Annotated in this window: 29 protein-coding genes; all 29 read left to right on the top strand. The window is 46.4% G+C overall.

All coding sequences use genetic code 11. The annotated features are described in order from the left end of the window. Positions 1 to 3 precede the first annotated feature (3 nt). Positions 4 to 1,050 carry a flagellar motor switch protein FliM gene (gene fliM, locus OH463_RS20885; protein WP_005448375.1) on the top strand — a complete coding sequence of 349 codons (1,047 nt, stop codon included), beginning with the start codon at positions 4 to 6 and terminating at the stop codon, positions 1,048 to 1,050. Positions 1,051 to 1,148: 98 nt separating this feature from the next. Next, on the top strand, positions 1,149 to 1,559 hold the full coding sequence (gene fliN / locus OH463_RS20880) for a flagellar motor switch protein FliN (RefSeq protein ID WP_005448377.1): 411 nt from the start codon (positions 1,149 to 1,151) through the stop codon (positions 1,557 to 1,559). A 1-nt stretch (position 1,560) separates the two neighbouring features. Beyond that, a complete protein-coding gene (gene fliO / locus OH463_RS20875; protein WP_005448379.1) occupies positions 1,561 to 1,974 on the top strand; it encodes a flagellar biosynthetic protein FliO in 414 nt (137 codons plus the stop codon). After that, entirely contained in the window at positions 1,961 to 2,830 is an 870-nt protein-coding gene (fliP, locus tag OH463_RS20870) for a flagellar type III secretion system pore protein FliP (RefSeq protein ID WP_017817802.1), read from the top strand. Before fliO ends, fliP begins: the two co-directional genes overlap by 14 nt. A 27-nt stretch (positions 2,831 to 2,857) precedes the next feature. Beyond that, on the top strand, positions 2,858 to 3,127 hold the full coding sequence (gene fliQ / locus OH463_RS20865; RefSeq protein ID WP_005433008.1) for a flagellar biosynthesis protein FliQ: 270 nt from the start codon (positions 2,858 to 2,860) through the stop codon (positions 3,125 to 3,127). Between the two features lie 8 nt (positions 3,128 to 3,135). After that, positions 3,136 to 3,918 (top strand): flagellar biosynthetic protein FliR, encoded by a 783-nt coding sequence (fliR, locus tag OH463_RS20860; protein ID WP_005448385.1) that lies wholly within the window; start codon positions 3,136 to 3,138, stop codon positions 3,916 to 3,918. A 9-nt stretch (positions 3,919 to 3,927) separates the two neighbouring features. Beyond that, complete coding sequence (gene flhB, locus OH463_RS20855; protein WP_005448387.1) at positions 3,928 to 5,058, top strand: flagellar biosynthesis protein FlhB; 1,131 nt, start codon at positions 3,928 to 3,930, stop codon at positions 5,056 to 5,058. A 226-nt stretch (positions 5,059 to 5,284) separates the two neighbouring features. Further along, the gene (gene flhA, locus OH463_RS20850; RefSeq protein ID WP_005448388.1) at positions 5,285 to 7,384 is read left to right on the top strand and encodes a flagellar biosynthesis protein FlhA; all 2,100 of its coding nucleotides are present in this window, start codon (positions 5,285 to 5,287) and stop codon (positions 7,382 to 7,384) included. A gap of 29 nt (positions 7,385 to 7,413) precedes the next feature. After that, positions 7,414 to 8,925, top strand: a complete 1,512-nt coding sequence (flhF, locus tag OH463_RS20845) for a flagellar biosynthesis protein FlhF (RefSeq protein ID WP_005448389.1) — start codon at positions 7,414 to 7,416, stop codon at positions 8,923 to 8,925. Positions 8,926 to 8,939: 14 nt separating this feature from the next. Then, on the top strand, positions 8,940 to 9,827 hold the full coding sequence (locus tag OH463_RS20840) for a MinD/ParA family protein (RefSeq protein ID WP_009696006.1): 888 nt from the start codon (positions 8,940 to 8,942) through the stop codon (positions 9,825 to 9,827). Then, positions 9,820 to 10,554 carry an RNA polymerase sigma factor FliA gene (locus tag OH463_RS20835; RefSeq protein WP_005448391.1) on the top strand — a complete coding sequence of 245 codons (735 nt, stop codon included), beginning with the start codon at positions 9,820 to 9,822 and terminating at the stop codon, positions 10,552 to 10,554. The genes OH463_RS20840 and OH463_RS20835 overlap by 8 nt, the downstream gene beginning before the upstream one ends. Positions 10,555 to 10,599: 45 nt before the next feature. Further along, positions 10,600 to 10,968 (top strand): chemotaxis response regulator CheY, encoded by a 369-nt coding sequence (gene cheY / locus OH463_RS20830; RefSeq protein WP_017635949.1) that lies wholly within the window; start codon positions 10,600 to 10,602, stop codon positions 10,966 to 10,968. A 119-nt stretch (positions 10,969 to 11,087) separates the two neighbouring features. Further along, positions 11,088 to 11,828, top strand: coding sequence for a protein phosphatase CheZ (locus tag OH463_RS20825; RefSeq protein WP_005448392.1), 741 nt, complete (start codon positions 11,088 to 11,090; stop codon positions 11,826 to 11,828). Between the two features lie 9 nt (positions 11,829 to 11,837). Beyond that, positions 11,838 to 14,069: a chemotaxis protein CheA gene (locus OH463_RS20820; protein ID WP_269992491.1), complete on the top strand. Its 2,232-nt coding sequence runs from the start codon at positions 11,838 to 11,840 to the stop codon at positions 14,067 to 14,069. 29 nt (positions 14,070 to 14,098) lie between these two features. Next, entirely contained in the window at positions 14,099 to 15,214 is a 1,116-nt protein-coding gene (locus OH463_RS20815; RefSeq protein WP_005448394.1) for a protein-glutamate methylesterase/protein-glutamine glutaminase, read from the top strand. A gap of 8 nt (positions 15,215 to 15,222) precedes the next feature. After that, positions 15,223 to 16,002, top strand: coding sequence for a ParA family protein (locus tag OH463_RS20810; protein ID WP_005448395.1), 780 nt, complete (start codon positions 15,223 to 15,225; stop codon positions 16,000 to 16,002). After that, positions 15,992 to 17,149: a chemotaxis protein CheW gene (locus tag OH463_RS20805; protein ID WP_269992489.1), complete on the top strand. Its 1,158-nt coding sequence runs from the start codon at positions 15,992 to 15,994 to the stop codon at positions 17,147 to 17,149. Before OH463_RS20810 ends, OH463_RS20805 begins: the two co-directional genes overlap by 11 nt. Positions 17,150 to 17,185: 36 nt before the next feature. Further along, on the top strand, positions 17,186 to 17,680 hold the full coding sequence (locus OH463_RS20800; RefSeq protein WP_005438733.1) for a chemotaxis protein CheW: 495 nt from the start codon (positions 17,186 to 17,188) through the stop codon (positions 17,678 to 17,680). Positions 17,681 to 17,694: 14 nt separating this feature from the next. Next, complete coding sequence (locus OH463_RS20795) at positions 17,695 to 18,186, top strand: DUF2802 domain-containing protein (protein ID WP_005447967.1); 492 nt, start codon at positions 17,695 to 17,697, stop codon at positions 18,184 to 18,186. A 199-nt stretch (positions 18,187 to 18,385) separates the two neighbouring features. After that, positions 18,386 to 19,003 (top strand): cytochrome c biogenesis heme-transporting ATPase CcmA, encoded by a 618-nt coding sequence (gene ccmA, locus OH463_RS20790; protein WP_005447968.1) that lies wholly within the window; start codon positions 18,386 to 18,388, stop codon positions 19,001 to 19,003. Between the two features lies 1 nt (position 19,004). Continuing rightward, positions 19,005 to 19,673, top strand: a complete 669-nt coding sequence (ccmB, locus tag OH463_RS20785; RefSeq protein ID WP_269992487.1) for a heme exporter protein CcmB — start codon at positions 19,005 to 19,007, stop codon at positions 19,671 to 19,673. 109 nt (positions 19,674 to 19,782) lie between these two features. Continuing rightward, a complete protein-coding gene (locus OH463_RS20780) occupies positions 19,783 to 20,526 on the top strand; it encodes a heme ABC transporter permease (protein ID WP_005447972.1) in 744 nt (247 codons plus the stop codon). An 11-nt stretch (positions 20,527 to 20,537) separates the two neighbouring features. Next, positions 20,538 to 20,744: a heme exporter protein CcmD gene (gene ccmD, locus OH463_RS20775; protein WP_269992485.1), complete on the top strand. Its 207-nt coding sequence runs from the start codon at positions 20,538 to 20,540 to the stop codon at positions 20,742 to 20,744. Further along, entirely contained in the window at positions 20,741 to 21,226 is a 486-nt protein-coding gene (ccmE, locus tag OH463_RS20770) for a cytochrome c maturation protein CcmE (protein WP_005447975.1), read from the top strand. Before ccmD ends, ccmE begins: the two co-directional genes overlap by 4 nt. Next, complete coding sequence (locus OH463_RS20765) at positions 21,223 to 23,208, top strand: heme lyase CcmF/NrfE family subunit (protein ID WP_005447977.1); 1,986 nt, start codon at positions 21,223 to 21,225, stop codon at positions 23,206 to 23,208. Before ccmE ends, OH463_RS20765 begins: the two co-directional genes overlap by 4 nt. Beyond that, a complete protein-coding gene (locus OH463_RS20760) occupies positions 23,209 to 23,763 on the top strand; it encodes a DsbE family thiol:disulfide interchange protein (protein ID WP_005447979.1) in 555 nt (184 codons plus the stop codon). Beyond that, positions 23,760 to 24,245 carry a cytochrome c-type biogenesis protein gene (locus tag OH463_RS20755; protein WP_005447981.1) on the top strand — a complete coding sequence of 162 codons (486 nt, stop codon included), beginning with the start codon at positions 23,760 to 23,762 and terminating at the stop codon, positions 24,243 to 24,245. The genes OH463_RS20760 and OH463_RS20755 overlap by 4 nt, the downstream gene beginning before the upstream one ends. Then, positions 24,245 to 25,462, top strand: coding sequence for a c-type cytochrome biogenesis protein CcmI (ccmI, locus tag OH463_RS20750; protein WP_005447982.1), 1,218 nt, complete (start codon positions 24,245 to 24,247; stop codon positions 25,460 to 25,462). Before OH463_RS20755 ends, ccmI begins: the two co-directional genes overlap by 1 nt. Positions 25,463 to 25,660: 198 nt before the next feature. After that, positions 25,661 to 26,440, top strand: a complete 780-nt coding sequence (locus OH463_RS20745) for an MlaA family lipoprotein (RefSeq protein ID WP_009698566.1) — start codon at positions 25,661 to 25,663, stop codon at positions 26,438 to 26,440. Positions 26,441 to 26,526: the final 86 nt, after the last annotated feature.

The following is a 26,526-nucleotide window of genomic DNA, read 5'->3' as shown; positions in this document are numbered from 1 at the left end:
AACGTGACCGATCTATTAAGCCAAGACGAGATTGATGCGCTTCTGCATGGGGTTGATGATGTCGATGACGTTGATGAACCCATAGATAACGACACCGAAGGTGCCGTCAATTTCGATTTCTCGTCTCAAGACAGGATTGTACGTGGTCGAATGCCGACGCTCGAACTTATCAACGAGCGTTTTGCACGACACATGCGTATCAGCCTGTTTAACATGTTACGTAAAACCGCTGAGGTCTCGATTAACGGCGTACAGATGATGAAGTTTGGTGAATACCAAAATACTCTGTACGTTCCAACCAGTTTGAACATGGTGCGTTTCCGTCCACTAAAAGGTACGGCATTGATCACCATGGAAGCGCGTTTAGTCTTCATCTTGGTAGAAAACTTCTTTGGCGGTGATGGTCGCTTCCACGCCAAAATTGAAGGTCGTGAATTTACCCCAACTGAACGTCGCATCATCCAGCTTCTATTGAAGATTGTTTTCGAGGACTACAAAGAAGCATGGTCGCCGGTCATGGGGGTGGAATTTGAATACCTTGATTCAGAAGTAAACCCAAGTATGGCGAACATTGTCAGCCCGACTGAAGTGATTGTCGTAAGCTCATTCCATATTGAAGTGGATGGCGGCGGTGGTGACTTCCATGTGGTGATGCCGTACTCAATGGTTGAGCCTATTCGAGAATTGCTCGATGCTGGTGTTCAATCTGACAAGATGGAAACCGACGTTCGTTGGAGCTCTGCACTGCGTGAAGAGATCATGGATTGTCCGGTTAACTTCCGCGTCAATCTGCTTGAGAAAGACATCTCCCTACGTGATTTGATGGAGTTGCAACCGGGCGATGTGATCCCGATTGAAATGCCAGAACATGCGACCATGTTCATCGAAGATTTACCGACTTACCGCGTGAAGATGGGACGCTCTGACGACAAGCTTGCGGTGCAAGTTTCTGAAGAAATTGAACGCCCACACGTAGTGAAAACCGATTTAGCCTTCTTAGGTAAAGACATTATGTCTGAGCTTGAGAATGACGACGATACAGACGATTAAGAAATCCTTACTCCCTAAGTCGCAACAGCTGCTAGTACTCACAACAGGGACAAAGCAAGCTCACAGTGCGCAAGTAAGGTTTAACACAGGACAGAAAAATGGAACCGAGTGACGATCAAAAGCTAGCAGACGAATGGGCAGCCGCTCTTGGCGAGGACCCGTCTGCGCCTTCAATTGATGTTGATGAAGTATTGGCAGCGCCACTGGAAGAGTTGAAAGACACCTCTAGCCCAATCTCTGATGATGAGCGTCGTAAACTCGACACCATCATGGATATCCCCGTGACTATTTCGATGGAAGTCGGTCGTTCGCAGATCAGCATCCGTAACCTATTGCAATTGAACCAAGGTTCGGTTGTGGAGTTGGACCGATTGGCTGGTGAGTCGCTCGATGTATTGGTTAACGGTACTTTGATTGCTCACGGTGAAGTCGTGGTCGTCAACGATAAGTTTGGTATTCGTCTTACTGACGTGATCAGCCAAACTGAACGCATTAAAAAGCTGCGCTAATATGAGCAGTTCAATCAAAACTCGATTGAAGCAAATCACGGGAGCACTTGGCTTAATGCTAAGTGCTCCTTATGCATTTGCTGCCGCGCCAAGCAACTTAGATTTGGCGACGACACTGGGCTCTTTGGTGCTGGTTATTGGTGTGATTCTTCTGCTCGCTTGGATGCTAAAACGCATGCAAGTACCAGCATTGGGTCAACAAAAAGGGCTGCGTATTATTAGCCAGTTACCGGTTGGTACTAAAGAACGAATTGCGGTTGTTCAAGTAGGAGAAGAGCAGTTTTTGGTTGGTATTACTAGCCAATCCATTCAAACGCTTGCCAAACTTGAAACGCCACTGAAAGAGGAAGAGTTGGCCACCGGTGCTTTTGCTAGCCAGTTCAGCCAGCTAATAAAAAAACATGACAAAGGATAATTCAATCCGCCTGATGTTCAGCGTGTTTGTGCTGATGGTCGGAATGCTGTTTTCTTCACTTTCGTTTGCTCAGGCAGAGGAGTCGCCGTTACCTGCTAACCTCGCTCAAGGTGACAGCGTGACCGTGAAAGCGATGGAAAGTGAATCAGGCTCAAGTCGCACTATGTCAGTGACTAATGGGGGCGGTATTCCTGCTTTCACTATGACCACCAACGCCGATGGTAGCGAAGATTACTCGGTTACCTTACAAATCCTTGCGTTGATGACGATGCTTGGCTTCTTGCCAGCGATGGTGATCTTGATGACCTCGTTCACTCGCATTGTGGTCGTGATGTCGATCTTACGGCAAGCCATGGGTTTGCAACAGACGCCTTCCAACCAAGTCATCATCGGTATTGCGCTCTTTCTTACCTTTTTTGTCATGTCACCGGTGTTAAATGAGATCAACGATAAAGCGGTTCAGCCTTATTTGAATGAACAAGTGACGGCGCGTGAAGCCTTTGATGCGGCTCAAGTGCCGATGAAAGCGTTCATGCTCAAGCAGACTCGAATCAAAGATTTGGAAACTTTCGTCAATATGTCTGGCGAAGAGGTGACAAACCCAGAAGATGTGTCGATGGCGGTGTTGATTCCTGCTTTCATTACTTCTGAGCTTAAGACCGCTTTCCAAATTGGTTTCATGCTGTTCTTACCATTCTTGATCATCGACCTAGTTGTTGCGTCGGTGTTGATGGCTATGGGTATGATGATGCTATCACCAATGATCGTATCGCTACCATTTAAGCTGATGCTGTTTGTGCTGGTGGATGGGTGGAACCTGATATTGTCGACACTCGCCGGCAGTTTTGCCCTTTAGATTGGCACAGAGAGAAGAGGGTAAGACATGACTCCTGAAATGTTTGTCGAGCTTTTCCGTGATGCACTTTGGATGGTGCTGATCATGGTCTGTGCCATTATTATCCCAAGCTTGCTTATCGGTCTTGTTGTCGCGATTTTCCAAGCGGCAACCTCTATCAACGAACAAACGTTGAGTTTCTTACCTCGTTTGATTGTGACTTTATTGGCGTTGATGTTATTTGGTCACTGGATGACACAGATGTTGATGGAATATTTCTTCGGTCTGATTGAACGTCTTCCACAGGTGCTCTACTAGAGGCGCATATGGAGTATCCTACCGATATAGTCCTCGACTGGATCGCGAATTACTTCTGGCCCTACACACGTATCTCTGCCATGTTGATGGTGATGACGGTGACAGGGGCACGTTTTGTTTCGCCTCGAATTCGACTCTACCTAGGTTTAGCGATCACTTTTGCCGTTGCTCCGGCGATTCCAGCTGTGCCGCAGGATATTGAGCTGCTCTCTTTTCGTGGTTTCATGACCATTGCGGAACAAATCATAATTGGTGTTGCGATGGGCATGGTGACCCAGTTTATGATTCAAACCTTTGTTCTACTTGGTCAGATCTTGGGTATGCAATCGAGCTTGGGTTTTGCGTCCATGGTCGACCCAGCGAACGGCCAAAACACACCTTTGCTTGGTCAGCTGTTCATGTTTTTAGCGACCATGTTCTTCCTTGCTACCGATGGGCATTTGAAAATGCTGCAACTGGTGGTGTTCAGTTTTAAAACCTTGCCGATAGGTTCTGGCTCGCTTAATGCGGTGGATTTTCGCGAAATGGCCGGCTGGCTTGGCATCATGTTTAAGACCGCTTTGAGTATGTCGTTGTCCGGCATTATCGCGCTGCTTACGATTAACTTATCATTTGGTGTAATGACCCGTGCCGCGCCTCAGTTGAATATCTTCTCGCTTGGTTTTGCGTTTGCCTTGATGGTCGGTTTATTACTTTGTTGGTACATTTTGGCGGGTTTGTACAGTCATTATGAATTGTTCTGGGCAGTGGGTGAGGAGCAGATTTGTAACCTCATTCGCTTAGATTGCTAGGAGACTGGATTGGCAGAGTCAGACGGTCAAGAACGCACCGAAGAAGCCACGCCCCGACGGTTACAACAAGCCAGAGAAAAGGGGCAGGTTGCTCGGTCTAAAGAGCTCGCATCAGCATCGGTATTGATTGTTGGTGCTATCGCCTTAATGTGGTTTGGCGAGTCTTTGGCACGTTCGTTGTTTTCCATTATGAGCCGCTTATTTGATCTCAAACGCGATGAGATTTTTGATACGGCTAAGTTGTTCGACATTGCATTTGGTGCGATGGGCGATCTGCTGTTTCCACTTTTTCTTATCCTCATTACCTTGTTTATTGCTGCAATGATTGGCGCGGCTGGTGTGGGGGGCATTAGCTTTTCTGCTGAAGCGGCGATGCCAAAACTCTCCAAAATGAACCCGCTTAGCGGCTTAAAGCGTATGGTGGGCATGCAGAGTTGGGTAGAGCTTATCAAGTCCATCTTAAAAGTCGCACTTGTGACGGGTATGGCGATATACCTCATCCAAGCCTCACAAGCGGATTTGATTCAACTTAGTATGGACGTGTATCCGCAGAACATATTCCATGCGCTGGATATCTTGCTTAACTTTATTTTACTGATCAGTTGCTCGTTGCTTATCGTTGTTGCGATCGATATTCCATTTCAGATTTGGCAGCACGCCGATCAACTAAAAATGACCAAGCAAGAAGTCAAAGACGAATACAAAGAGACCGAAGGTAAACCGGAGGTCAAAGGTCGTATTCGTATGCTGCAACGAGAAGCGGCTCAGCGTCGAATGATGGCTGATGTCCCTCAGGCGGACGTTATCATTACCAACCCGGAGCACTTTTCCGTCGCACTGCGTTATAAACAGAAAACCGACCGTGCGCCTGTAGTGATCGCCAAAGGTACCGACCATATGGCGATGAAGATTCGAGAAGTGGCGCGCGAACATGACATTACTATTGTTCCTGCTCCACCTTTGGCGCGTGCGCTTTACCACACCACAGAGTTGGAACAAGAAATCCCAGATGGACTGTTTACTGCCGTAGCACAAGTGCTCGCGTTTGTGTTCCAACTTAAGCAGTATCGCAAACGTGGCGGTCAACGACCTAAGATTCAAGATTATGACCTGCCTATCCCTCCTGAACATCGCCACTAATGAAAATAATTGCATTGATGGATTAGACAAAAATTCACATTAGATCAAAGGATTGTAATTTCTTTGAGCAACTAGTCATTATTTTGGCGTTAATCATGGTACACACATTGCTTATATCGCCCTAATCAACAACAATACCTAAACTTTTAGGCGAAAGCTGTCGCGTAATACTAATAGTATGTTTGTACTAACGTGATGCTCCAGACCGATTGAGACACCTCGCAGTATGAAGTTAAGCCTGCCTTTTGCAGATAAATTACCACGAATCCCACAGCGCTCCATGCCTGCCATTGGTGCGCCTGTTATGGTATTGGCCACCCTTGCAATGGTGGTACTACCCATACCAGCGTTTCTGTTGGATTTGTTCTTCACTTTTAACATCGCCTTAGCCATGGTGGTGTTGTTAGTGACCGTTTACACACGTCGTCCACTCGACTTTGCGGCTTTCCCAACGGTGCTGCTTATTGCAACCTTATTACGTCTGGCGTTGAACGTTGCATCTACTCGTGTGGTACTGCTTTATGGTCATGAAGGGGGTAACGCTGCGGGTAACGTTATCGAAGCGTTTGGTAACGTAGTTATCGGTGGTAACTACGCCGTCGGTCTTGTGGTCTTCCTCATCTTGATGATCATTAACTTTATGGTTGTTACCAAAGGTGCTGGTCGTATTTCTGAGGTAAGTGCTCGCTTTACCTTGGATGCCTTACCGGGTAAGCAGATGGCGATCGATGCGGACTTGAACGCCGGTTTGATTGACCAAGACCAAGCGCGTTTACGCCGTTTTGAAGTTACCAAAGAAGCCGATTTTTACGGTTCAATGGATGGTGCGTCAAAATTCGTAAAAGGTGATGCGATTGCAGGTATCTTAATCCTGTTTATCAACATCATTGGCGGTCTGTCGATTGGTATGGCGCAATACGGTTTGGGCTTCTCTGAAGCGATGCAAATCTACACCTTGCTGACCATTGGTGACGGCTTGGTAGCGCAAATTCCATCGTTATTACTTTCTATCGCAGCGGCGATGATGGTAACGCGTCAAAATACCGATGAAGATATGGGTGAGCAGCTGATTTTTCAGATGTTCGACAACCCAAAAGCATTGATGATTACTGCTGCTATCCTTGGCGTGATGGGTATCGTTCCGGGCATGCCGCACTTCTCGTTCTTGTCACTGGCGGCAATCGCGGGTGGTGGTGCCTATTGGCTGGACAAAAAACAGAAACAAAAAGCCAAAGAGCCAGCATTACCAGCGAAAGCTGAAGATGGCAGTGAGCCGATCTCTCAACGTGAACTGTCTTGGGATGATGTGCAACCCGTCGACATCATCGGTCTAGAAGTTGGTTATCGTTTGATTCCTTTGGTTGACCGTGACCAAGGCGGTGAGTTGCTAGAACGTGTAAAAGGGGTACGTAAGAAGCTTTCGCAAGATTTTGGTTTCTTGATCCCTGCGGTTCATATTCGTGACAACCTTGAGCTGACACCTAATAGCTATCGTATAACTTTAATGGGAGTTGCCGTTGGTGAGGCAGAAATTCGCCCAGACCAAGAGCTGGCGATTAACCCTGGACAGGTTTACGGCATGATCGAAGGTGAGCCAACCATGGACCCGGCATTTGGTCTGGAAGCGGTTTGGATTCGTGAAGAGCAGCGTGAACATGCTCAAGCGTTAGGTTACACGGTGGTTGACTCTTCAACCGTGTTAGCGACGCATTTAAGCCAATTGCTTACCAATAACGCGTCGCAATTGATTGGTCACGAAGAAGTACAGAACCTATTGGAAATGCTAGGGCGCAGTGCACCTAAGTTGGTTGAGAATTTTGTCCCAGACCAACTTCAGCTTGGTGTGGTAGTGAAAGTACTGCAAAACTTACTTAACGAAGCTATTCCGATTCGTGATATTCGAACCATTGTGCAAACCTTGGCGGAGTACTCAAGCAAGAGTCAAGAACCTGACATTTTGACTGCTGCCGTTCGTATCAGTTTGAAACGTCTAATTGTTCAGGAAATCAATGGTATAGAGCCAGAGTTACCAGTGATAACGCTTATACCTGAACTGGAACAAATATTGCATCAAACAATGCAGGCATCAGGTGGCGAATCTGCCGGTATCGAACCGGGATTGGCAGAGCGACTTCAGTCCTCTCTGAGCCAAGCGACACAAGAGCAAGAACTGAAAGGGGAACCTGCGGTTCTGCTGACATCTGGTGTATTGCGTTCAACACTGGCTAAGTTCGTTAAGAACACAATACCTAACCTCCGCGTACTGTCTTACCAAGAAATACCGGACGAGAAACAGATCAGAATTGTGCAAGCGGTGGGCAACTAAGCCCTTCGCATCATTAATGGATTCATAGTTTGAAAATTAAACGATTTTTTGCCAAAGACATGCGAACTGCGTTGCTCCAAGTGAAAGAAGAACTTGGCGCAGAAGCGGTGATCATGTCGAACAAGAAAGTGGCGGGCGGTGTAGAGATCGTTGCAGCGATTGACGGTGAGTCTAACGCAGCACCAACCTCACAAGCGCAATCGCTTCCTAACCGTGGCGCAGCTCAATCAAATCGTTATAGCGAACAACGTCAAATGCCGTCATCTGCTTCAGAGCGTTTCCAAGATCGCCGTTTAGATGATGACAGAATTAGCCTAAACGCGAACAAAGATAAATCAGGCTCAATGACGCAACGTTTCGCGAACATGCTCAAGCAATACAGCAGCGGTGCAGCCGAGTCAGATGACCATGTCGCAGAGAATGAAGATTCTTTGTCCGCATTGCTGCAGCGCCAAAATAAGCACCGTGAAAGCTATAACCAAGAGAAACCTGCGCCTTACCAACCAGACTCGCCACTGGCGAAACTGATTGCGCAAGACAACCGATTTGACCGCCCAACTCCTAAGTTGGATCCAACGCGCTATGACCGTCGCCGTCCATCGGATGAACGCGATGACTCTGCCGATGAGCTAGAGAACATGCGTGAAGAGATGACGTCGATTCGTCGTTTGTTGGAACATCAAGTGTCGGGTTTGATGTGGCAAGAGGTAGAACGCCGCGAGCCATTAAGAGCAATGCTGATTAAGCGTTTGGAGCGTATGGGTGTTTCACCTGAACTTGCCGACCAAATGGCTTGCTACATTCCAGAAGATACGAAACCAGCGCGAGCGTGGAAAGCACTGCTGTCTCTTGTGGCGGATCAGATCAACATTCCGAAACAAGACATTCTGAAGCGTGGCGGTGTCGTCGCATTACTTGGTCCAACTGGAGTGGGTAAAACGACTACGGTGGCTAAGTTAGCGGCACGTGCGGCAATGGAGTTTGGTGCCGATAATGTTGCCCTTGTGACAACGGATACATATCGTATAGGTGCACATGAGCAGCTCTCAATTTACGGAAGAATTATGGGTTGTCCTGTAAGAGTTGCTAAAGATTCTAACGAGTTAGCCGATGTTATATATCAGCTACGAAACAGAAGACTGATTTTGGTCGATACGGCAGGGATGGGGCAACGAGACGTAAGACTCTCTGAGCAGCTCGATACCTTAATGCAAGAAAGCGGAGAAGTGATTCACAGCTACCTTGTTTTGCCAGCTACTGCACAACGTCGAGTTCTGCAGGAAACTCTGGATCACTTCCGACGCATTCCGCTGTCGGGTTGTATTTTGACCAAGCTTGACGAGTCGTTAAGTCTAGGCGAATTCATCAGCGTGGTGATTCAGAACGCGATGCCAGTGGCATACATTGCCAACGGTCAGCGCGTACCAGAAGACATTGTGATAGCACAACCAAAATACATGATTGCGAAAGCAAATGAACTGTTAGAGAAGTCGACAGAGAACGAACCTCACTTTTGGAATAGTGATAACGAAGGACTCTAGGGCGGCGGACTACTATGACTGAGAATATGATACACGATCAAGCAAGCGGCCTCCGTCGCTTAACACAACCATCATTGACTAAAGTAATCGCTGTTACTGGCGGCAAAGGTGGTGTGGGTAAATCAAACGTAACACTGGGTCTGGCGATCTGCATGGCACGCCAAGGCAAAAAAGTGATGGTTCTCGACGCAGATTTAGGTCTAGCTAATGTGGACGTTATGCTCGGAATTCGTTCAAAACGTAACCTAGGGCATGTCCTTGCGGGTGAATGTGAGCTAAAAGATGCGATTGTTGAAGGCCCTTATGGTATAAAGATAGTCCCTGCAACTTCTGGCACACAAAGCATGACTGAGCTGTCTCATGCTCAACATGCTGGACTCATCCGTGCATTTGGTAGTCTTGAAGAGGAAATGGACGTACTGTTGATTGATACAGCTGCGGGCATTTCTGACATGGTGATTAGCTTTTCACGAGCAGCTCAAGATGTTGTGGTTGTGGTTTGCGATGAGCCAACTTCAATCACTGATGCATATGCATTAATCAAGCTGTTGAGTAAAGAACACCAGGTTCAGCGCTTCAAAGTTGTTGCAAATATGGTCAGAAGCTACCGTGAAGGCAGAGAATTATTCGCAAAGTTGACTCTAGTCACAGAGCGCTTCTTGAATGTCAGCCTTGAACTCGTAGCATGTATTCCATTGGATGACAAAGTACGTCAAGCCGTGAAAAGACAGAAGATCGTTGTGGACGCATTCCCACGTTCTCCTGCGGCTTTAGCGATCAGCTCATTAGCGAACAAAGCACTAACGTGGCCACTACCTAAAACACCAAGTGGACACCTAGAGTTTTTTGTGGAAAGGTTGCTAAATCGTACTGAATTCGCAGAGGACCCTTTTGGTGAATAAAGCGATTACCTATAACCAACATGGCAAATTTAATAGCCAGCAGGCGTTCATTGAACGTTACTCGGTGTTGGTTAAGCGTATTGCTCACCACCTGTTAGGCCGTTTACCGCCGAGTGTTCAGGTAGAGGATTTAATTCAGGCCGGCATGATCGGTCTTATCGAAGCTCAGCAGAATTATGATGGTTCTAAAGGTGCGAGCTTTGAAACGTATGCGGGTATCCGTATTCGCGGTGCAATGTTAGATGACATTCGCAAAGGCGACTGGGTACCTCGTTCTGTTCATAAGAACAATCGCGAAATTAACCAAGCGATCGCAGAGCTGGAAGGTGTACTAAATCGCGACCCATCTGATGCTGAAGTAGCAGCGCATCTTGGTATGACACTAGACCAATATCATAGTGCTCTTACCGATATAAACTGCTCAAAATTAGTGGGAATTGAAGATTTAGGCGTCTCTGATGATGTGATTTCACCGGCTGATGAGACCGATGACAGCAATCCGTTTAAGGGCGTAGCTGATGAATCGTTCAGAAAAGCACTGGTTGAATCAATAAAACAGCTTCCAGAGCGTGAAGCTTTAGTACTTTCGCTTTATTATGACGAAGAACTCAATTTGAAAGAGATTGGCGATGTGTTGGGTGTGAGCGAATCTCGCGTAAGCCAAATACTGAGTCAAGCGATGCAACGTTTACGCACCAAGCTCAGTGCGTGGACACAAAATGACTAAACACACTGATTTTACGATTCAGTGGAGGCAATTTTGAATAAAAACATGAAGATCCTTATTGTTGATGATTTCTCAACAATGCGCCGTATTGTTAAAAACCTGCTTCGTGACTTGGGTTTCAATAACACTCAAGAAGCGGACGATGGTTTAACTGCATTACCTATGCTGAAAAAAGGTGACTTCGACTTTGTTGTAACCGACTGGAACATGCCAGGTATGCAAGGCATCGACTTGCTGAAACACATCCGTGCTGATGCTGAACTGAAGCACTTGCCTGTGCTAATGATCACAGCGGAAGCAAAGCGTGAGCAGATCATCGAAGCAGCGCAAGCAGGCGTTAACGGCTACATCGTTAAGCCATTTACAGCTGCAACGCTTAAAGAAAAATTAGATAAAATTTTCGAACGTTTATAACTCTCTCTTTCTCTTTGTTAATCGAGTCATCACTTCTAATACCTACTACTAAAGGGTGGCTCGCTTGACGTTTAAAAAGCGATAAGAAAGAACTAAACGTAAAAAAGGGTCTATTCAGGATGATCTCACTAGAGCAGGCGAAGTCGCTCGTTCAGATGCTAGAAAACGGGGAACAGGACCAAGCCAATGAGCTTGTTGCCTCGATATATGAAAGCGATGGGAATCCGATGCTAAAAGAAATCGGAACATTAACCCGCGACCTTCATGATTCACTTAAGCACTTCAACATCGATCAACGCATGACAGAAATTGCGAAAGCAGAAATCCCGGACGCAAGGGACCGTCTGCAATACGTGATTGATAAAACTGAGTTGGCAGCGAATAAAACGATGGATGCGGTTGATTGCTGCTTACCTATCGCCGACAACCTGCATGAGTGCCTTCAACAAGTTCGCCCTCAGTGGAACGAACTCATGCACGGACGCATCGAATTAAGCGATTTCAAAGCACTTTGCCACCGTATCGATGGGCTGTTAGTTCAAGTCGAAGGTGATAGCACTGAATTGCGTGGTCAGTTGACCGAAATTCTTATGGCACAAGACTTCCAAGACTTAACGGGTCAAATCATTCGCCGCGTGATCACGCTTGTCAATGAAGTGGAAGATCGCCTGGTTGAGATCTTGACCGTGTTTTCTGGAAATAAACCAGAAGAACAGACTCAAGTTTTGCCAGAACCGTCAGATAAAAAGATTAAACAATCAAGCGAAGCAGAAGGCCCGATTCTTCACCCTGAACTCAGGGAAGATGCGGTTTCATCGCAGGACGAAGTCGACGACTTGTTGTCCAGTCTTGGATTTTAAAGGTAACGTATGAGCTACGATTTAGACGAAGATATTCTTCAGGACTTTCTAATTGAGGCTGGGGAAATTCTTGAGCTGCTGTCTGAGCAGTTGGTTGAACTGGAAAATAATCCAGAAGACAAAGATCTCCTAAACGCGATTTTCCGCGGCTTTCACACTGTAAAAGGTGGTGCAGGCTTCCTATCATTGGCAGAGCTGGTTGACACTTGTCACGGTGCTGAGAACGTGTTCGACGTATTGCGAAACGGTCAGCGTTCAGTCACGCCAAGTTTGATGGACACCATGCTAAAAGCGCTTGATACGGTTAACCATCAATTCCAAGCGGTTCAAGACCGTGAACCACTGGATGCAGCCGATCCTGCACTGTTGGAAGAACTTCATCGTTTATGCAAACCTGAGTCTGAAGACGAAGTCGTTGCGGCGGTTGAAGTGCCAGTTGCTGAGCCAGAACCAGTTATTCCAGAGCCAGTTATCGAACAACCAGCAGCGCCAGTAGAAGCAGCACCTTCTAGCGTGGGTTCTGTTGATGAAATCACTCAAGACGAGTTTGAGAAACTGCTGGATGAGTTACACGGTAAAGGTTCTGCTCCGGGTGCATCTGCGCCAGCAGCTCCAACGCCAGTAAGTGCACCTTCATTAGACAGTGGTGATATCACTGATGATGAATTTGAACGTCTTCTTGACGAGCTGCATGGCGTAGGTAAGAGCCCATCGGCATCAGAAGTGGCACCAGTAGAAACGCCTAAAGCGCCAGAGCCTGCTGCTCCTACTGCGTCAGCATCAACTGACGGCGATCTGATGACCGATGAAGAGTTTGAAAAACTTCTCGACGAGTTACATGGTTCGGGTAAAGGTCCATCTATCGAAGAGTTAGATTTTGCGACTAAACCAGCATCAGAAAATATTACGCCTGAAGCGCCAAAAGCAGCTCCAGCACCTCAGCCTGCTCCAGTAGCAGCTGCGCCTTCTCCAGCACCAGCTCCGGCACCTAAGCCAGAAGCAAAACCGGTTGCAGTAAAAGAAGAAGCAAAAGCAGCAGCGCCTGCGGTTAAGAAACCACAAGCAGAAGCCACAGTGCGTGTTGATACTTCAACTCTAGACACCATCATGAACATGGTGGGTGAGCTTGTATTGGTTCGTAACCGTCTACTAAGTCTTGGTTTAAATAGCAACGACGAAGAAATGTCGAAAGCAGTAGCAAACCTAGATGTTGTTACCGCAGACCTTCAAGGTGCGGTAATGAAAACGCGTATGCAGCCAATCAAGAAAGTGTTTGGTCGCTTCCCACGCGTTGTTCGTGACTTGGCGCGTAACCTAAATAAAGACATCGTGCTTGAAATGCGCGGTGAAGAAACCGATCTTGATAAAAACCTAGTAGAAGCACTTGCAGATCCATTGATACACTTGGTGCGTAACTCGGTTGACCATGGTATCGAAATGCCAGACGACCGCGCGAAAGCGGGTAAATCTCGTACTGGTAAAGTGATTCTGTCTGCATCGCAAGAAGGTGACCATATTGAACTGGCTATCGTTGACGATGGCGGCGGTATGGATCCCAATAAACTCCGTGGTATCGCAGTAAAACGCGGCATGATGGATGAAGACGCAGCAGCACGCTTGTCGGATAAAGAGTGTTTCAACCTCATTTTTGCACCAGGCTTCTCGAGCAAAGAGAAGATTTCTGATATCTCTGGTCGTGGTGTAGGTATGGACGTGGTTAAGACGGCGATCAACACCTTGAACGGTTCTATCGATATCGATTCAGAATTGGGTAAAGGCACTAAGATCACCATCAAAGTACCACTGACGCTTGCGATCCTACCAACACTAATGGTTGGTGTTGGCGGTCATCCGTTCGCACTGCCTCTTGCATCGGTTAATGAAATCTTCCACTTAGATCTTAGCCGTACCAACGTTGTTGATGGTCAACTAACCATTATCGTACGTGATAAGTCTATCCCACTGTTCTACCTACAAAACTGGTTAGCTTCTAAGTCGCCACGTGTAGAAGAGCGCATTGGTCATGGTCATGTTGTTATCGTTCAAATTGGTAGCCAACGTGTCGGCTTTGTGGTGGATACATTGATTGGTCAAGAAGAAGTGGTTATCAAACCACTGGATAACCTATTGCAAGGCACGCCAGGTATGGCAGGTGCAACGATTACCAGTGACGGTCACATCGCATTGATTCTTGATGTGCCAGATCTACTTAAGCAATACGCTGCAGCTTCGCGCATTTAAGCGAAGCTGGAGTTGAAAAAAGGAATAAGATGGCGATTAAAGTACTAGTCGTTGATGATTCGAGTTTTTTCCGTCGTCGCGTTAGCGAAATCATCAACTCAGAATCGCGCCTAGAAGTGATAGACGTTGCGGTTAATGGCAGAGAAGCGGTTGAGAAAGCCAAAACTCTAAAACCTGACGTCATCACTATGGATATTGAAATGCCAGTCATGGACGGTATTACTGCCGTGCGTGAAATTATGGCTACGTCTCCTACGCCAATCCTAATGTTTTCGTCCCTGACTCATGATGGGGCGAAGGCTACGCTTGACGCACTAGACGCTGGTGCATTGGACTTCTTACCGAAGAAATTTGAAGATATTGCTCGTAACCGTGATGAAGCGGTATCTCTACTCCAACAACGTGTCATTCAAATTGCTTCTAAGCGCGCATTTATGCGTCGCCCAATGGCGAAACCTGCTGCGACTGCACCGAGCTCAACAACTCGTCCATTAGCATCACGCAATACTGCGCCTGCCGCAGCAACTGCAAGTCGCCCTGTGGCAGCAAAATACCGCGCTTCAGGTAAGAAATATCAGTTAACAGCTATCGGTACTTCCACTGGTGGTCCTGTTGCTCTGCAAAAAATTCTGACTCGTTTACCCGTAAACTATCCGCACCCAATCGTGTTGATCCAACATATGCCAGCTACTTTTACTGCTGCTTTTGCAAGTCGTTTAAATACGCTTTGTAAGATCCAAGTAAAAGAAGCTCAAGATGGTGATGTATTGCAAGCTGGCGTTGCCTATTTGGCGCCAGGCGGTAAGCAAATGATGATCGACGGTCGTGCAGGTGCTGCTCGTCTGCGCATTATCGATGGCGGCGACCGCATGAACTACAAACCTTGTGTGGATGTTACGTTTGGCTCTGCTGCAAAAGTATACGGTGACAAAGTATTGTCGATGGTACTGACAGGTATGGGGGCTGACGGTCGTGAAGGCGCACGCATGTTGAAATCAGCAGGCTCAACAATTTGGGCTCAAGATGAAGACAGTTGTGTGGTTTACGGTATGCCACAAGCGGTTGCGAAAGCGGGCATCTCTACAGAAGATTTACCTCTCGACCGCATTGCGGAACGCATGTTGGTAGAAGTGGGCTTAGCGTAGGAAAGATCATGATCGTTTGGAGTGTTGCTAACCAAAAAGGTGGGGTAGGGAAAACGACATCAACTGTGACGTTGGCTGGGCTATTGAGCCAAAAAGGTCATCGTGTATTGATGGTTGATACAGACCCTCATGCGTCACTGACGACTTACCTTGGTTATGATCCGGATGCAGTAACGTCGAGCTTGTTTGATTTGTTCCAATTGAAGACGTTTTCACGTGAGACAGTAAAGCCGTTAATCGTCGAGACTGAACTTGAAGGAATGGACATCATCCCGGCACATATGTCACTTGCAACGCTTGACCGCGTGATGGGAAACCGCAGCGGCATGGGCTTGATCTTAAAACGAGCGCTTCAAGCCGTAGCAGAAGATTATGACTATGTGTTGATCGACTGCCCGCCGATTCTTGGCGTAATGATGGTCAATGCGCTAGCAGCGAGTGATCGTATCCTGATCCCTGTTCAAACTGAGTTCTTAGCGATGAAAGGTCTTGAGCGTATGATGCGCACTTTGACCATTATGCAGAAGTCTCGTCCAGGTGGCTTTAAAGTGACGATCGTACCAACCATGTACGATAAGCGCACAAGAGCTTCGTTGCAGACACTGACTCAGCTTAAGAAAGATTATCCGAATCAGGTATGGACTTCTGCGGTGCCGATTGACACGAAATTCCGTGATGCAAGCTTAAAGCATTTACCAGCATCACACTTTGCTTCTGGTAGTCGTGGTGTGTTTGCTTACAAGCAACTGCTGATTTACTTGGAGAGGTTAGCGTTCGATGAGCAATAACGACGTACTTTCCAGTGAACAGGCGCTCGATGATTACTTCAGCGCATTGCTTGGCGAAGAGGTCGAGGTCATTGAGCAAGAAGAAGAGCTTGACTTACTCGCTCAAGAACTATCATCTGCAGAGCCAGAGCCAGAGCCAGAGCCAGAGCCAGAGCCAGAGCCAGAGCCAGAGCCAGAGCCAGAGCCAGAGCCAGAGCCAGAGCCAGAGCCAGAGCCAGAGCCAGAGCCAGAGCCAGAGCCAGAGCCAAAATTACAAATACAATACGCGGAACCAGAGTCGTACCAATACAGCGATACTTACTCACCTGAGTTAGAAGCGCCTAATTTGGAAGACGTTCAACGATTGTTAAGCCAGCTGGAATCCACCAATGTAGTGGCTGAGTTGGATATCGATGACATTTTGGATCAAAACACGATTGATATCGCAGCCGAAGCTAAATCAATCGAACCAGAAATTGAAATCGAAGCTGCGGCAGTTGCCGTGGATGAAATTCAAGAGTGGGATATCGAAGAAGAATTGATTCCTGCTGTTGAGACCGAGCAGCCAGAACCAGTTTGGACTCAATCTGAAACTGAAGCGTTTGAGCCTGAAGTTGACGTTGAAGCCGATGTGGAAGTCGAACAGCACATTGAGACAGAAGCCGAACTGGAAACGGAAACAGGCTCACTGTTGCCAAACACTTGGGAAAGCACGCAACGTAGCGAAGATTTTCAGGTGCTGTACTTTGATGTTAATGGTGTGACGTTTGCCGTTCCACTTGATGAGCTCGGTGGTATCCATCAAATTACGGAACTGAACCATTTGATTGGTCGTCCTGCATGGTACCTAGGTTTGCAAACCAGTCGTGAGCAACAATTTGATGTTGTCGACACTGCGAGGTGGGTGATGGCTGATAAGCTTCATGACGAAGAGTACAAAGATAACTACCAATACGTCGTTATGCTTGGTGAAAGCATGTGGGGGTTGGCAAGTAACCAATTAATGGGTACTGAGACTCTCAATATCGACAAAGTCCGTTGGCGTGAACAAGCAGGTAAGCGCCCTTGGCTAGCGGGCATGGTGAAAGAAAAAATGTGTGCTTTAATTCATGTCCAAGCACTTATAGACATGCTAAACGCTGGTTTAGATGTAAAATCACTGAATTAGATTTTTGGTCGGGAACGACAATTACGAGGATTAACTATGTCTCAAGCTTTTGAAGTAGAAGTGAAGAAAGATACATCGAACGACGAAGTTCTTCAGTGGGTGACGTTCCAACTAGAAGAAGAAACGTACGGCATTAATGTAATGCAAGTTCGCGAAGTTCTTCGCTACACAGAAATCGCTCCGGTTCCAGGTGCGCCAGATTACGTACTGGGTATTATCAACCTACGTGGTAATGTCGTAACGGTTATCGATACACGTTCACGTTTTGGTTTGATGGAAGGTGAAGTTACTGACAACACGCGCATCATCGTGATTGAGTCTGAGCGTCAAGTTATCGGTATCTTAGTAGATAGCGTCGCTGAAGTTGTTTACCTACGTTCTTCTGAGATCGACACTACGCCTTCTGTAGGTACGGACGAAAGCGCGAAATTCATCCAGGGTGTAAGCAACCGTGATGGCAAGCTACTTATTCTTGTTGATCTGAACAAGCTGCTAACTGATGACGAATGGGATGAGATGGCTCACCTATAATTGGCTGATGAATCATGGCTGACGAAACCTTCCTATCTTTACCGCTCTTAGTGGGCGGTCTAGCATTTGCCTTCTTGATTTTGCTTTTGTTGCAAATTCGCGTTCGTGCGGGTCTGCAAAAGCAAATGGACCAGCAGCGTGCGCAAGCACGTCACGCAGAAAAAGAAGTGCAAAAGCTAAACAAGCAATTGTTGGAAGTGCGTTCAGTGGTCGTTGGTTTAGGTCAAAAGGTCACTGAGCAACAAGATGTGATTCAACATCTTAATGAGCGCATTCGTGAACTTGAGCACGCAGATACAGATGGTCGTTTGTACAGCCGTGCTTCTAAAATGGTTCAACTTGGCGCTGACATCAATGAGTTGATTGAAGAGTGTGAATTGCCAAAAGCAGAAGCAGAATTGATGCTTTCTCTGCAGAAAAAACTGGCAGGTCAAGAGAAGATCCCTCCACTTAGCGGTCAACCATCAGATGATCCGACATACCCACCTCGTGGACGACGTCGATAAAGAATGAAAAAAGAAGCTTCGGCTTCTTTTTTTATTTTTAAAATAAAAACTTATAATCACTTATGGTTATTTTTATTAAAATGTGACTATAAGTTAACAAAAACTCACGAACTTACATACATCATCGCTTTCTTATCCTGTTTTGTCACAACTAAGCTGTGCTAATATAGCGACTCGTTCATTTTTTAGTTGAAGCCCTATGTTAGAAGTCTCTAACCTAACTGCGATCCGTGATGACAGGGTCCTGTTTGAAAACCTGCAATTCGAAATTAAACCTGGAGAGTTGGTCCAGATTGAAGGACGTAACGGTACAGGCAAAACCACATTGCTGCGTATTGTGACAGGGTTAGGGGACAGAGAAGAAGGCATCATCAAATGGAAAGGCGAAGAGGTTGAAAAGTCTCGTGATGTTTTCCATCAGGACCTTTTGTTCCTAGGGCATCAAACTGGCGTTAAACGCGAACTTACTGCGTTTGAAAACCTGCGCTTTTACCAATCTATCCATAATAATCGTTCCTCAGATGAAGAAATCTTTGCTGCTTTAACCCAAGTGGGTCTTGCAGGCAGAGAAGATGTGCCTGTAGCACAACTTTCTGCAGGACAGCAGCGTCGCGTTGCATTGGCAAGACTGTGGCTAAGTAATCAAATTTTATGGATTTTGGACGAACCGTTAACTGCAATCGATAAGCAAGGTGTGAAGGTGCTTGAATCGTTGTTTGCAAATCATGCAGACAATGGTGGCATTGTGATTTTAACGACACACCAAGATATGTTTGCAGACAGCCCGAAACTTAGAAAAATAAAACTGGGTGACTAATATGATTTCGGCAATGTCGACCATTATCCGCCGCGAGCTTTTGATTGCATTTCGCCGTCAAGCAGACATCTTGAACCCTTTGTGGTTTTTCATCATTGTTATCACACTTTTCCCTCTTAGCATCGGTCCAGAGCCTAATTTGTTAGCACGTATTGCAGCAGGCATTGTTTGGGTTGCTGCGTTGCTATCCGCCTTATTATCATTAGAACGTCTATTCCGTGATGATTATCAAGATGGTGCGCTTGAGCAAATGATGCTAATGCCGATCCCACTGCAACTTGTTGTGGTTTCCAAGGTCATAGCTCACTGGTTGTTAACGGGATTGCCTCTGATCTTAATCAGTCCATTGTTGGCGATTCTATTATCTCTTGATTTTAATACTTGGCTGTCTGTTGTACTGACATTGGTCATCGGTACACCGACGTTGAGTTTTATCGGTGCTATTGGTGTAGCACTGACTGTTGGGTTACAAAAAGGCGGCGTTCTTTTAAGTTTGCTAATTCTCCCGCTTTACATCCCAATTCTAATTTTCGCTACGTCCGCGATTGATGCCGCAGCACTGGGTATGGCGTATAACGGGCAATTAGCGATTTTAGGCGCAATGTTGATGGGGGCTGTCACTCTCACACCATTCGCCATCAGCGCAGCATTGAGAGTTAGTGTTAACTAACTCAGTAAAGTGCGCGTTTAGCGACGTTTGATCAAAGAATTATTATTAAAGCACTGCTACGGTCTCGACCCTCTGGACAGTGTCCCTGAAGTAAGAGTGAGAACTTAACATGTGGAAATGGCTACATCCTTATGCCAAGCCAGAAGCAGCTTATCACCTGAGCGGTAAGTTTCTTCCTTGGTTTTCTGTATTGGCCCTCGTATGCCTATCGGTTGGTACCGTCTGGGGGCTCGCATTTGCACCTTCGGATTACCAGCAAGGCGATAGTTTCCGAATCATTTACATCCACGTACCTTCGGCTATTTGGTCTATGGGCGTGTACATGTCGATGGCTATAGCTGCATTTATCGGCTTGGTTTGGCAAGTACGTCTATCTGACATGGCAGCACTGGCCATGGCGCCTATTGGTGCGGTATTCACCTTTATTGCTCTGTTAACGGGTGCCGTTTGGGGTAAACCTATGTGGGGCACTTGGTGGGTATGGGATGCTCGTCTAACCTCTGAACTTATTCTTCTATTCTTATACCTTGGTGTTATTGCACTTTACCATGCGTTTGACGATCAAAAGACAGCGGCAAAAGCGGCGGGTATTTTGGCAATCGTTGGTGTGGTCAACCTACCGATTATCCACTTCTCTGTTGAGTGGTGGAATACGCTTCACCAAGGCGCGACAATCACCAAATTTGAAAAACCATCCATCTCATCCAATATGCTTTGGCCGTTGCTGCTTAACATTTTTGGTTTTGCGTTCTTCTTTGGCGCGGTAACGATGGTGCGCTTCCGTAACGAAATTATCAGCAAAGAGAGTCATCGCCCTTGGGTGCAAAAACTCGCGGCTGAAAAAACTCAGTGAGGTAATTGAATATGCATTTTGAATCTCTGAGCGAACTCTTTGCCATGGGTGGCTACGCAGGTTACGTATGGAGCGCGTTTGGTATTACTTTCTTATCTATGATCATTCTTTTAATTTCGAGTATCCGCCGTGGGGATGCGTTGTTAAAAGAAGTGAAAGAGAAAATTGATCGTCAAGCGCGAGTCGACGCGGCGAAGAATATGGAGAACACGTTATGAACCCGAGACGTAAAAAGAGGCTAGGCATCGTTCTGGCTATCTTTATCGGTATTAGTGCAACCATCGGTTTGATGCTTTATGCGTTGAACCAAAATATGGATCTATTCTACACGCCGACGGAATTGGTAAATGGTAAACCTGACGGTACTAAACCAGAAGTTGGTCAGCGTTTGCGTATCGGCGGCATGGTGGTTGTAGGCTCAGTTCGCCGTGACCCAGAGTCACTAAAAGTGAGCTTTGATCTGCACGACGTGGGTCCTAAAGTGACGATCGTGTACGAAGGTATTCTTCCTGATTTGTTCCGCGAAGGTCAGGGTATTGTTGCTCAAGGTGTTCTTGAAGACGCAACAACCGTAAAAGCTTTTGAAGTGTTGGCAAAACACGATGAAGAGTACATGCCACCTGAAATTGCAGAAGCAATGAAGAAGACTCACGAGCCTCTGCAGTACACATCAGAACAGAAACAAGGAAGCGGCCAATGATTGCTGAAATCGGTCACTTTGCCCTCATACTTTCTCTAGCAATGGCACTGTTGCTAAGTATATTGCCGTTATGGGGCGCATCAAATAACAACACTATGCTGATGAACACAGCACGACCACTTTCATGGTCGATGTTCGTCATGCTGTTTTTCTCATTTGCGATTTTATGTTGGGGATTCTACACCAACGACTTTACGCTCCAATACGTTGCAAGTAACTCAAATAGCCAACTGCCTTGGTACTACCGCTTAACGGCTGTTTGGGGCGCGCACGAAGGCTCACTACTGCTTTGGGTACTTATCCAAGCTGCGTGGACAGTCGCGGTCGCTACTTTCAGCCGTGGTATGCCACAAGAATCCGTTGCGCGTGTACTTGCGGTAATGGGCATGATCTCAGTGGGCTTCCTACTATTTATCATCCTGACTTCGAACCCGTTCCTACGCACTTTGCCGTTCTTCCCGGTAGATGGTCGTGACTTGAACCCGCTTCTTCAAGACCCGGGTTTGATTGTTCACCCACCTATGCTTTACATGGGGTACGTAGGCTTCTCGGTTGCCTTCTCGTTCGCGATTGCGTCTTTGATGACTGGTCGTCTTGATACGGCTTGGGCTCGTTGGTCTCGTCCTTGGACTACAGCAGCTTGGGTATTCCTAACACTAGGTATCGCACTAGGTTCTTGGTGGGCATATTACGAACTTGGCTGGGGTGGCTGGTGGTTCTGGGATCCAGTAGAAAACGCATCATTCATGCCTTGGCTAGCGGGTACGGCGTTAATGCACTCTCTAGCGGTAACCGAAAAACGCGGTACATTTAAAGCGTGGACGGTACTTCTTGCTATCTCTGCATTCTCTTTGAGTTTGTTAGGTACCTTCTTAGTGCGTTCCGGTATTTTGGTATCGGTACACGCGTTCGCGTCTGATCCATCACGCGGTATGTTTATCCTAGGTTTCCTAGTCTTTGTTATCGGTGGCTCACTCCTGCTATTCGCAGTGAAAGGGGCAGCGGTTCGTGTACGTGGTAATTTTGACTTGGTGTCGCGTGAAAACGCGCTGCTTGCAAACAACGTCCTTCTAATTGCTGCACTTGTTGTGGTTCTGGTTGGTACTTTGTTACCGTTGGTTCACAAACAAATTGGTCTTGGTTCAGTTTCTATCGGCGCACCATTCTTCGACATGCTGTTTGCGTGGTTGATGATGCCATTCGCCTTCCTATTGGGTATTGGTCCTATGATCCGTTGGAAGCGCGATAATCTATCTAAGCTTATTAAGCCAATGATTGTTTCTGGTGTACTAGCTTTCGCACTAGGTGCGGTGTGCGTATTCCTGTTCGCCGATTTCTTCTCAGCGATGGCTTACATCGGTTGGGTAATGGCAATCTGGATCATTGCAATGCATGGCTTTGAGCTGTACGAGCGTGCTACTCACCGTCACAGCTTCGGCGAAGGTGTTCGTAAACTTCAACGTAGCCACTGGGCAATGATGCTTGGTCACATTGGTCTAGCCGTTACTGTGATTGGTATTGCGATGGTGCAAAACTACAGTATCGAACGTGACGTGCGTTTGGCTCCGGGTGAGCACTTCAAGATTTACGGTTATGATTTCTACTTCTCAGGTCTACGTGACAAAGATGGTCCAAACTACGATGGTTACATCGCGGACTTTGAAATCACGAATGATGGTAAGTATGTGAACACGTTGCACGCTGAAAAACGTTTCTACCGTACAGCGAAGTCAATGATGACTGAAGCGGCAATCGACCGCGGTATCACTCGCGACCTATATATTGCGATGGGTGAACGTCTAGAAGATAACCGTTCTTGGGCGGTTCGTATTTACTACAAACCATTCGTTCGTTGGATCTGGGCTGGTTCATTGATCATGTCTTTGGGTGGTGCGCTTGCTATCTCTGATAGACGTTACCGCTTCCGCAAAACGGCTAAGAAAGGCGATAAGTCAAAGCTAGCGGAGCAGGAGGCAAAATAAATGAATAAGAAAGTCTTATTTATCCCGTTGGTAGCTTTCATGGTATTGGCGGGTATCTTCGCAACTCAGTTGGTTCGAAATCAAGAGGGTGACGATCCAACGAAACTTGAGTCAGTACTGGTTGGTAAGCCAGTACCTGAGTTCCATCTAGAGGATTTAGCTGAACCTGGTAAACAGTACGATCAGTCGATCTTTAAAGGCGAACCACTGTTGCTTAACGTTTGGGCGACTTGGTGTCCGACTTGTTACGCTGAACATAAGTACCTCAATGAGCTTGCAGGGAAAGGTGTGAAGATCATCGGCATGAACTACAAAGATGATCGCAATAAAGCGGTAGGTTGGCTGAACGATTTGGGTAACCCATACCTGATCAGCTTGTTTGATGGTAGCGGCATGCTAGGTCTAGACCTTGGTGTGTACGGTGCACCAGAGACATTTATCATCGATGCAAACGGTGTGATCCGTTACCGTCATGTTGGTGATGTAAACCCTCGCAACTGGGCGGAGACGTTGGAGCCGCTGTACACCAAGTTGGTTGAGGAGGCGAAGCAATGAGAAAGTTTTTCTTAGCGGCTTTTGCTGCGATGACATTTTCTCTTGCTGCTCATGCAGCGATTGAAGTGTATGAGTTTGACAATCTAGAACAAGAACAGCAGTTCAAAGAGCTTGGTCATACTCTTCGTTGTCCTAAATGTCAGAACAACACCATCTCTGATTCGAATGCAGAATTGGCTCAAGACTTACGCCATAAGGTGTACGAAATGACCAAAGAAGGTAAGTCGAAAGATGAGATCGTGGACTACATGATTGCTCGTTACGGCAACTTCGTAACGTACAATCCTCCGTTTACTTTTGCGACTGCAATTCTGTGGCTAGGTCCACTAGCAGTGGTATTAGGTGGCTTTGGTTTAATCGTGCTGCGTAGCCGTAAATCAAAAGCAAAAGCAGTTCAAGCAAGTAACGAACAATGGGACGAAGAAAAAGAAGCGCGTCTCAAATCATTGCTTGATGAAGAGAACAACGGAGATAAGAAGTAATGACACTATTTTGGGTTTCTACCGTTGTTCTTACGCTGATAGCTTGTGTCTTAGTTGCACTGCCGCTGCTTAAGCAAAAAGCCAACAACGATGAAGTGTTACGTGATGAGCTTAACAAAGCGTTCTATAAAGACCGCCTATCTGAGCTTGCTGAAGAAACAGACGAAGGTCTAGTCGAGAGCCAAGATGATTTGATTTCCGATCTGAAGCAATCTCTTCTGGACGATATCCCTGGTGATAAAAAGCAAAAGGAAACACATGTTTCTCCGATTGCTGTTTTGATCCCATCAGTGATTTTGACAGTGGTATTGAGCTACGGTCTTTACTACAAGTTTGGCGCATCTCAAGACGTTGTGAAGTGGCAGGAAGTAAACGATAACCTTCCTGAACTTTCTAAAAAGCTAATGTCTGCAGCATCTGAGCCACTCAGTGATGATGAAATGGCTGATCTCTCTTTGGCTCTGCGTACACGCCTGCATTACCAACCTGAAGACTCAACCGGTTGGTTGCTATTAGGTCGTATTGCTTTGGCGAACCGAGATGTGACGACTTCCATTGATGCAATGGAAAAAGCGTACAAGCTAGAACCAAAAGATCCAGATGTTCAACTTGGTTACGCACAAGCTCTGATGCTTTCCCAAGACGAGATGGATCAAGCTACGGCTCGTTCTCTGCTTGGTAAACTGATGCAACAAGATTACGTTGACCTACGTGTCTTCTCTCTACTTGCGTTTGATGCATTTGAGCGCCAAGATTTCCCAGCCGCGATTAAGTATTGGGGTATCATGCAGCAAATGATCGGTCCTGAAGATAGCCGCTATGAAATGCTAGGTCGCAGTATCGAAAGTGCACGTAAGCAAATGGGTGAAGCGGTTTCTCCAGACAAGAGTGTGGCAGTGACTATTAACGTAGCTCCAGAAGCTCAACTTGATCCAAATGCGGTATTGATTGTGTCAGTACATCGCGCAGATGGTTCTCCGATGCCTGTTGCGGCAGCTCGCTACCCATTAGGTACGTTCCCTCGTACAGTCGTACTGGATGATGGTAATGCGATGATGGACGGTCAGAAGCTATCTTCTCTAGATAAGTTGATGGTTCGCGTTCGTGTTGACTCGGATGGTAACGTTGCAACTCGTGACCAAGATTGGCATGGTGAAAGCCAAGTCGTTGATTTTGGTCAGCCAGTAGAAGTGATGATAGATAAACAGTATCAATAATTCATGAACGTCTCTAATAATTGACACTTAAGGATTGTTAGGACGGTTTTGTGGTATGACTACCAACTATCGAGTAGAATAATAAAGGCCAGCGCATGCTGGCCTTTACTTATATACCCAAATGACTTTTTCCAAAGTACTAAACGTATGTAAAACACAGGTCATTTAGGGGTATTAATCGTCGTTATGGAACGTAGAATGTATAACAAGGGTAAATCCATCTTCTTGTTGCTGTTCGCTGTTGGACTGGTTGGCTGTTCAACTGCACCTGAGGAAGCGGTAACAGAAGAAAACGAAACTAATCAAACAACTTCTGATGTTTATGATCCATTGGAAAGTTTCAACCGCACAATGTGGGAACTGAACTACGATTATCTTGACCCGTATTTAGTTCGCCCAGTGTCTCTTGCGTATGTTGATTACACGCCTGTGCCAATTCGTTCTGGTATTGCTAACTTCCTAGCCAACTTAGACGAACCTGCGAGTGTGGTGAATAACCTAGTTATGGGAAATGGCACTAAAGCCGTTGATCACTTTAACCGCTTCTGGATTAACTCGACATTCGGTATCTTAGGTCTGTTTGACGTTGCAACGGCTGCTGGTATCACCAAGTACGACAACAAAGAGTTTAGTAGTGTGGTTGGTCACTATGGTGTAGGTAACGGTCCATATTTTATGGTGCCGGGCTACGGTCCATATACATTGCGTGAAGTGACAGACACTGTGGATGGTATGTACTTGCCACTTTCATACCTAAACTTCTGGGCAGGCTTAGGTAAATGGGCGCTGGAAGGTATGGAAAAACGTGCTCTGTTAGTACCACAAGAAGCACAGCTTGAAGCATCGCCTGATCCATATGTATTAACTCGTGACGTTTACATTCAACGTCAAAACTTTAAAGCAGAAATCAGTACGACTGATGAAGTAGATGCGGAAGAAGAAGCGTACTTAGATGAGTATTTAGAAGAAGACTTTTAATCGCTTTATACAGAAAAACAAAAAGGCTTGGTGAAAACCAAGCCTTTCTTTTTATCGGTAACTTTCTTTTATCGATAAATAGCGTT

It is taken from the genome of Vibrio sp. NFR, assembly GCF_027587095.1.
In the GTDB taxonomy this organism is placed as follows: domain Bacteria; phylum Pseudomonadota; class Gammaproteobacteria; order Enterobacterales; family Vibrionaceae; genus Vibrio; species Vibrio harveyi.
This window is presented reverse-complemented; position numbering and strand designations above follow the sequence as displayed.

Excerpts from the sequence above, each read along its gene's own strand:
- fliN (WP_005448377.1), top strand. The coding sequence starts at position 1,149 with ATGGAACCGAGTGACGATCAAAAGCTAGCAGACGAATGGGCAGCCGCT.
- fliO (WP_005448379.1), top strand. The coding sequence starts at position 1,561 with ATGAGCAGTTCAATCAAAACTCGATTGAAGCAAATCACGGGAGCACTT.
- fliP (WP_017817802.1), top strand. The coding sequence starts at position 1,961 with ATGACAAAGGATAATTCAATCCGCCTGATGTTCAGCGTGTTTGTGCTG.
- fliQ (WP_005433008.1), top strand. The coding sequence starts at position 2,858 with ATGACTCCTGAAATGTTTGTCGAGCTTTTCCGTGATGCACTTTGGATG.
- fliR (WP_005448385.1), top strand. The coding sequence starts at position 3,136 with ATGGAGTATCCTACCGATATAGTCCTCGACTGGATCGCGAATTACTTC.
- flhA (WP_005448388.1), top strand. The coding sequence starts at position 5,285 with ATGAAGTTAAGCCTGCCTTTTGCAGATAAATTACCACGAATCCCACAG.
- OH463_RS20840 (WP_009696006.1), top strand. The coding sequence starts at position 8,940 with ATGACTGAGAATATGATACACGATCAAGCAAGCGGCCTCCGTCGCTTA.
- cheY (WP_017635949.1), top strand. The coding sequence starts at position 10,600 with ATGAAGATCCTTATTGTTGATGATTTCTCAACAATGCGCCGTATTGTT.
- OH463_RS20825 (WP_005448392.1), top strand. The coding sequence starts at position 11,088 with ATGATCTCACTAGAGCAGGCGAAGTCGCTCGTTCAGATGCTAGAAAAC.
- OH463_RS20820 (WP_269992491.1), top strand. The coding sequence starts at position 11,838 with ATGAGCTACGATTTAGACGAAGATATTCTTCAGGACTTTCTAATTGAG.
- OH463_RS20815 (WP_005448394.1), top strand. The coding sequence starts at position 14,099 with ATGGCGATTAAAGTACTAGTCGTTGATGATTCGAGTTTTTTCCGTCGT.
- OH463_RS20810 (WP_005448395.1), top strand. The coding sequence starts at position 15,223 with ATGATCGTTTGGAGTGTTGCTAACCAAAAAGGTGGGGTAGGGAAAACG.
- OH463_RS20805 (WP_269992489.1), top strand. The coding sequence starts at position 15,992 with ATGAGCAATAACGACGTACTTTCCAGTGAACAGGCGCTCGATGATTAC.
- OH463_RS20800 (WP_005438733.1), top strand. The coding sequence starts at position 17,186 with ATGTCTCAAGCTTTTGAAGTAGAAGTGAAGAAAGATACATCGAACGAC.
- OH463_RS20795 (WP_005447967.1), top strand. The coding sequence starts at position 17,695 with ATGGCTGACGAAACCTTCCTATCTTTACCGCTCTTAGTGGGCGGTCTA.
- ccmA (WP_005447968.1), top strand. The coding sequence starts at position 18,386 with ATGTTAGAAGTCTCTAACCTAACTGCGATCCGTGATGACAGGGTCCTG.
- ccmB (WP_269992487.1), top strand. The coding sequence starts at position 19,005 with ATGATTTCGGCAATGTCGACCATTATCCGCCGCGAGCTTTTGATTGCA.
- OH463_RS20780 (WP_005447972.1), top strand. The coding sequence starts at position 19,783 with ATGTGGAAATGGCTACATCCTTATGCCAAGCCAGAAGCAGCTTATCAC.
- ccmD (WP_269992485.1), top strand. The coding sequence starts at position 20,538 with ATGCATTTTGAATCTCTGAGCGAACTCTTTGCCATGGGTGGCTACGCA.
- ccmE (WP_005447975.1), top strand. The coding sequence starts at position 20,741 with ATGAACCCGAGACGTAAAAAGAGGCTAGGCATCGTTCTGGCTATCTTT.
- OH463_RS20765 (WP_005447977.1), top strand. The coding sequence starts at position 21,223 with ATGATTGCTGAAATCGGTCACTTTGCCCTCATACTTTCTCTAGCAATG.
- OH463_RS20760 (WP_005447979.1), top strand. The coding sequence starts at position 23,209 with ATGAATAAGAAAGTCTTATTTATCCCGTTGGTAGCTTTCATGGTATTG.
- OH463_RS20755 (WP_005447981.1), top strand. The coding sequence starts at position 23,760 with ATGAGAAAGTTTTTCTTAGCGGCTTTTGCTGCGATGACATTTTCTCTT.
- ccmI (WP_005447982.1), top strand. The coding sequence starts at position 24,245 with ATGACACTATTTTGGGTTTCTACCGTTGTTCTTACGCTGATAGCTTGT.
- OH463_RS20745 (WP_009698566.1), top strand. The coding sequence starts at position 25,661 with ATGTATAACAAGGGTAAATCCATCTTCTTGTTGCTGTTCGCTGTTGGA.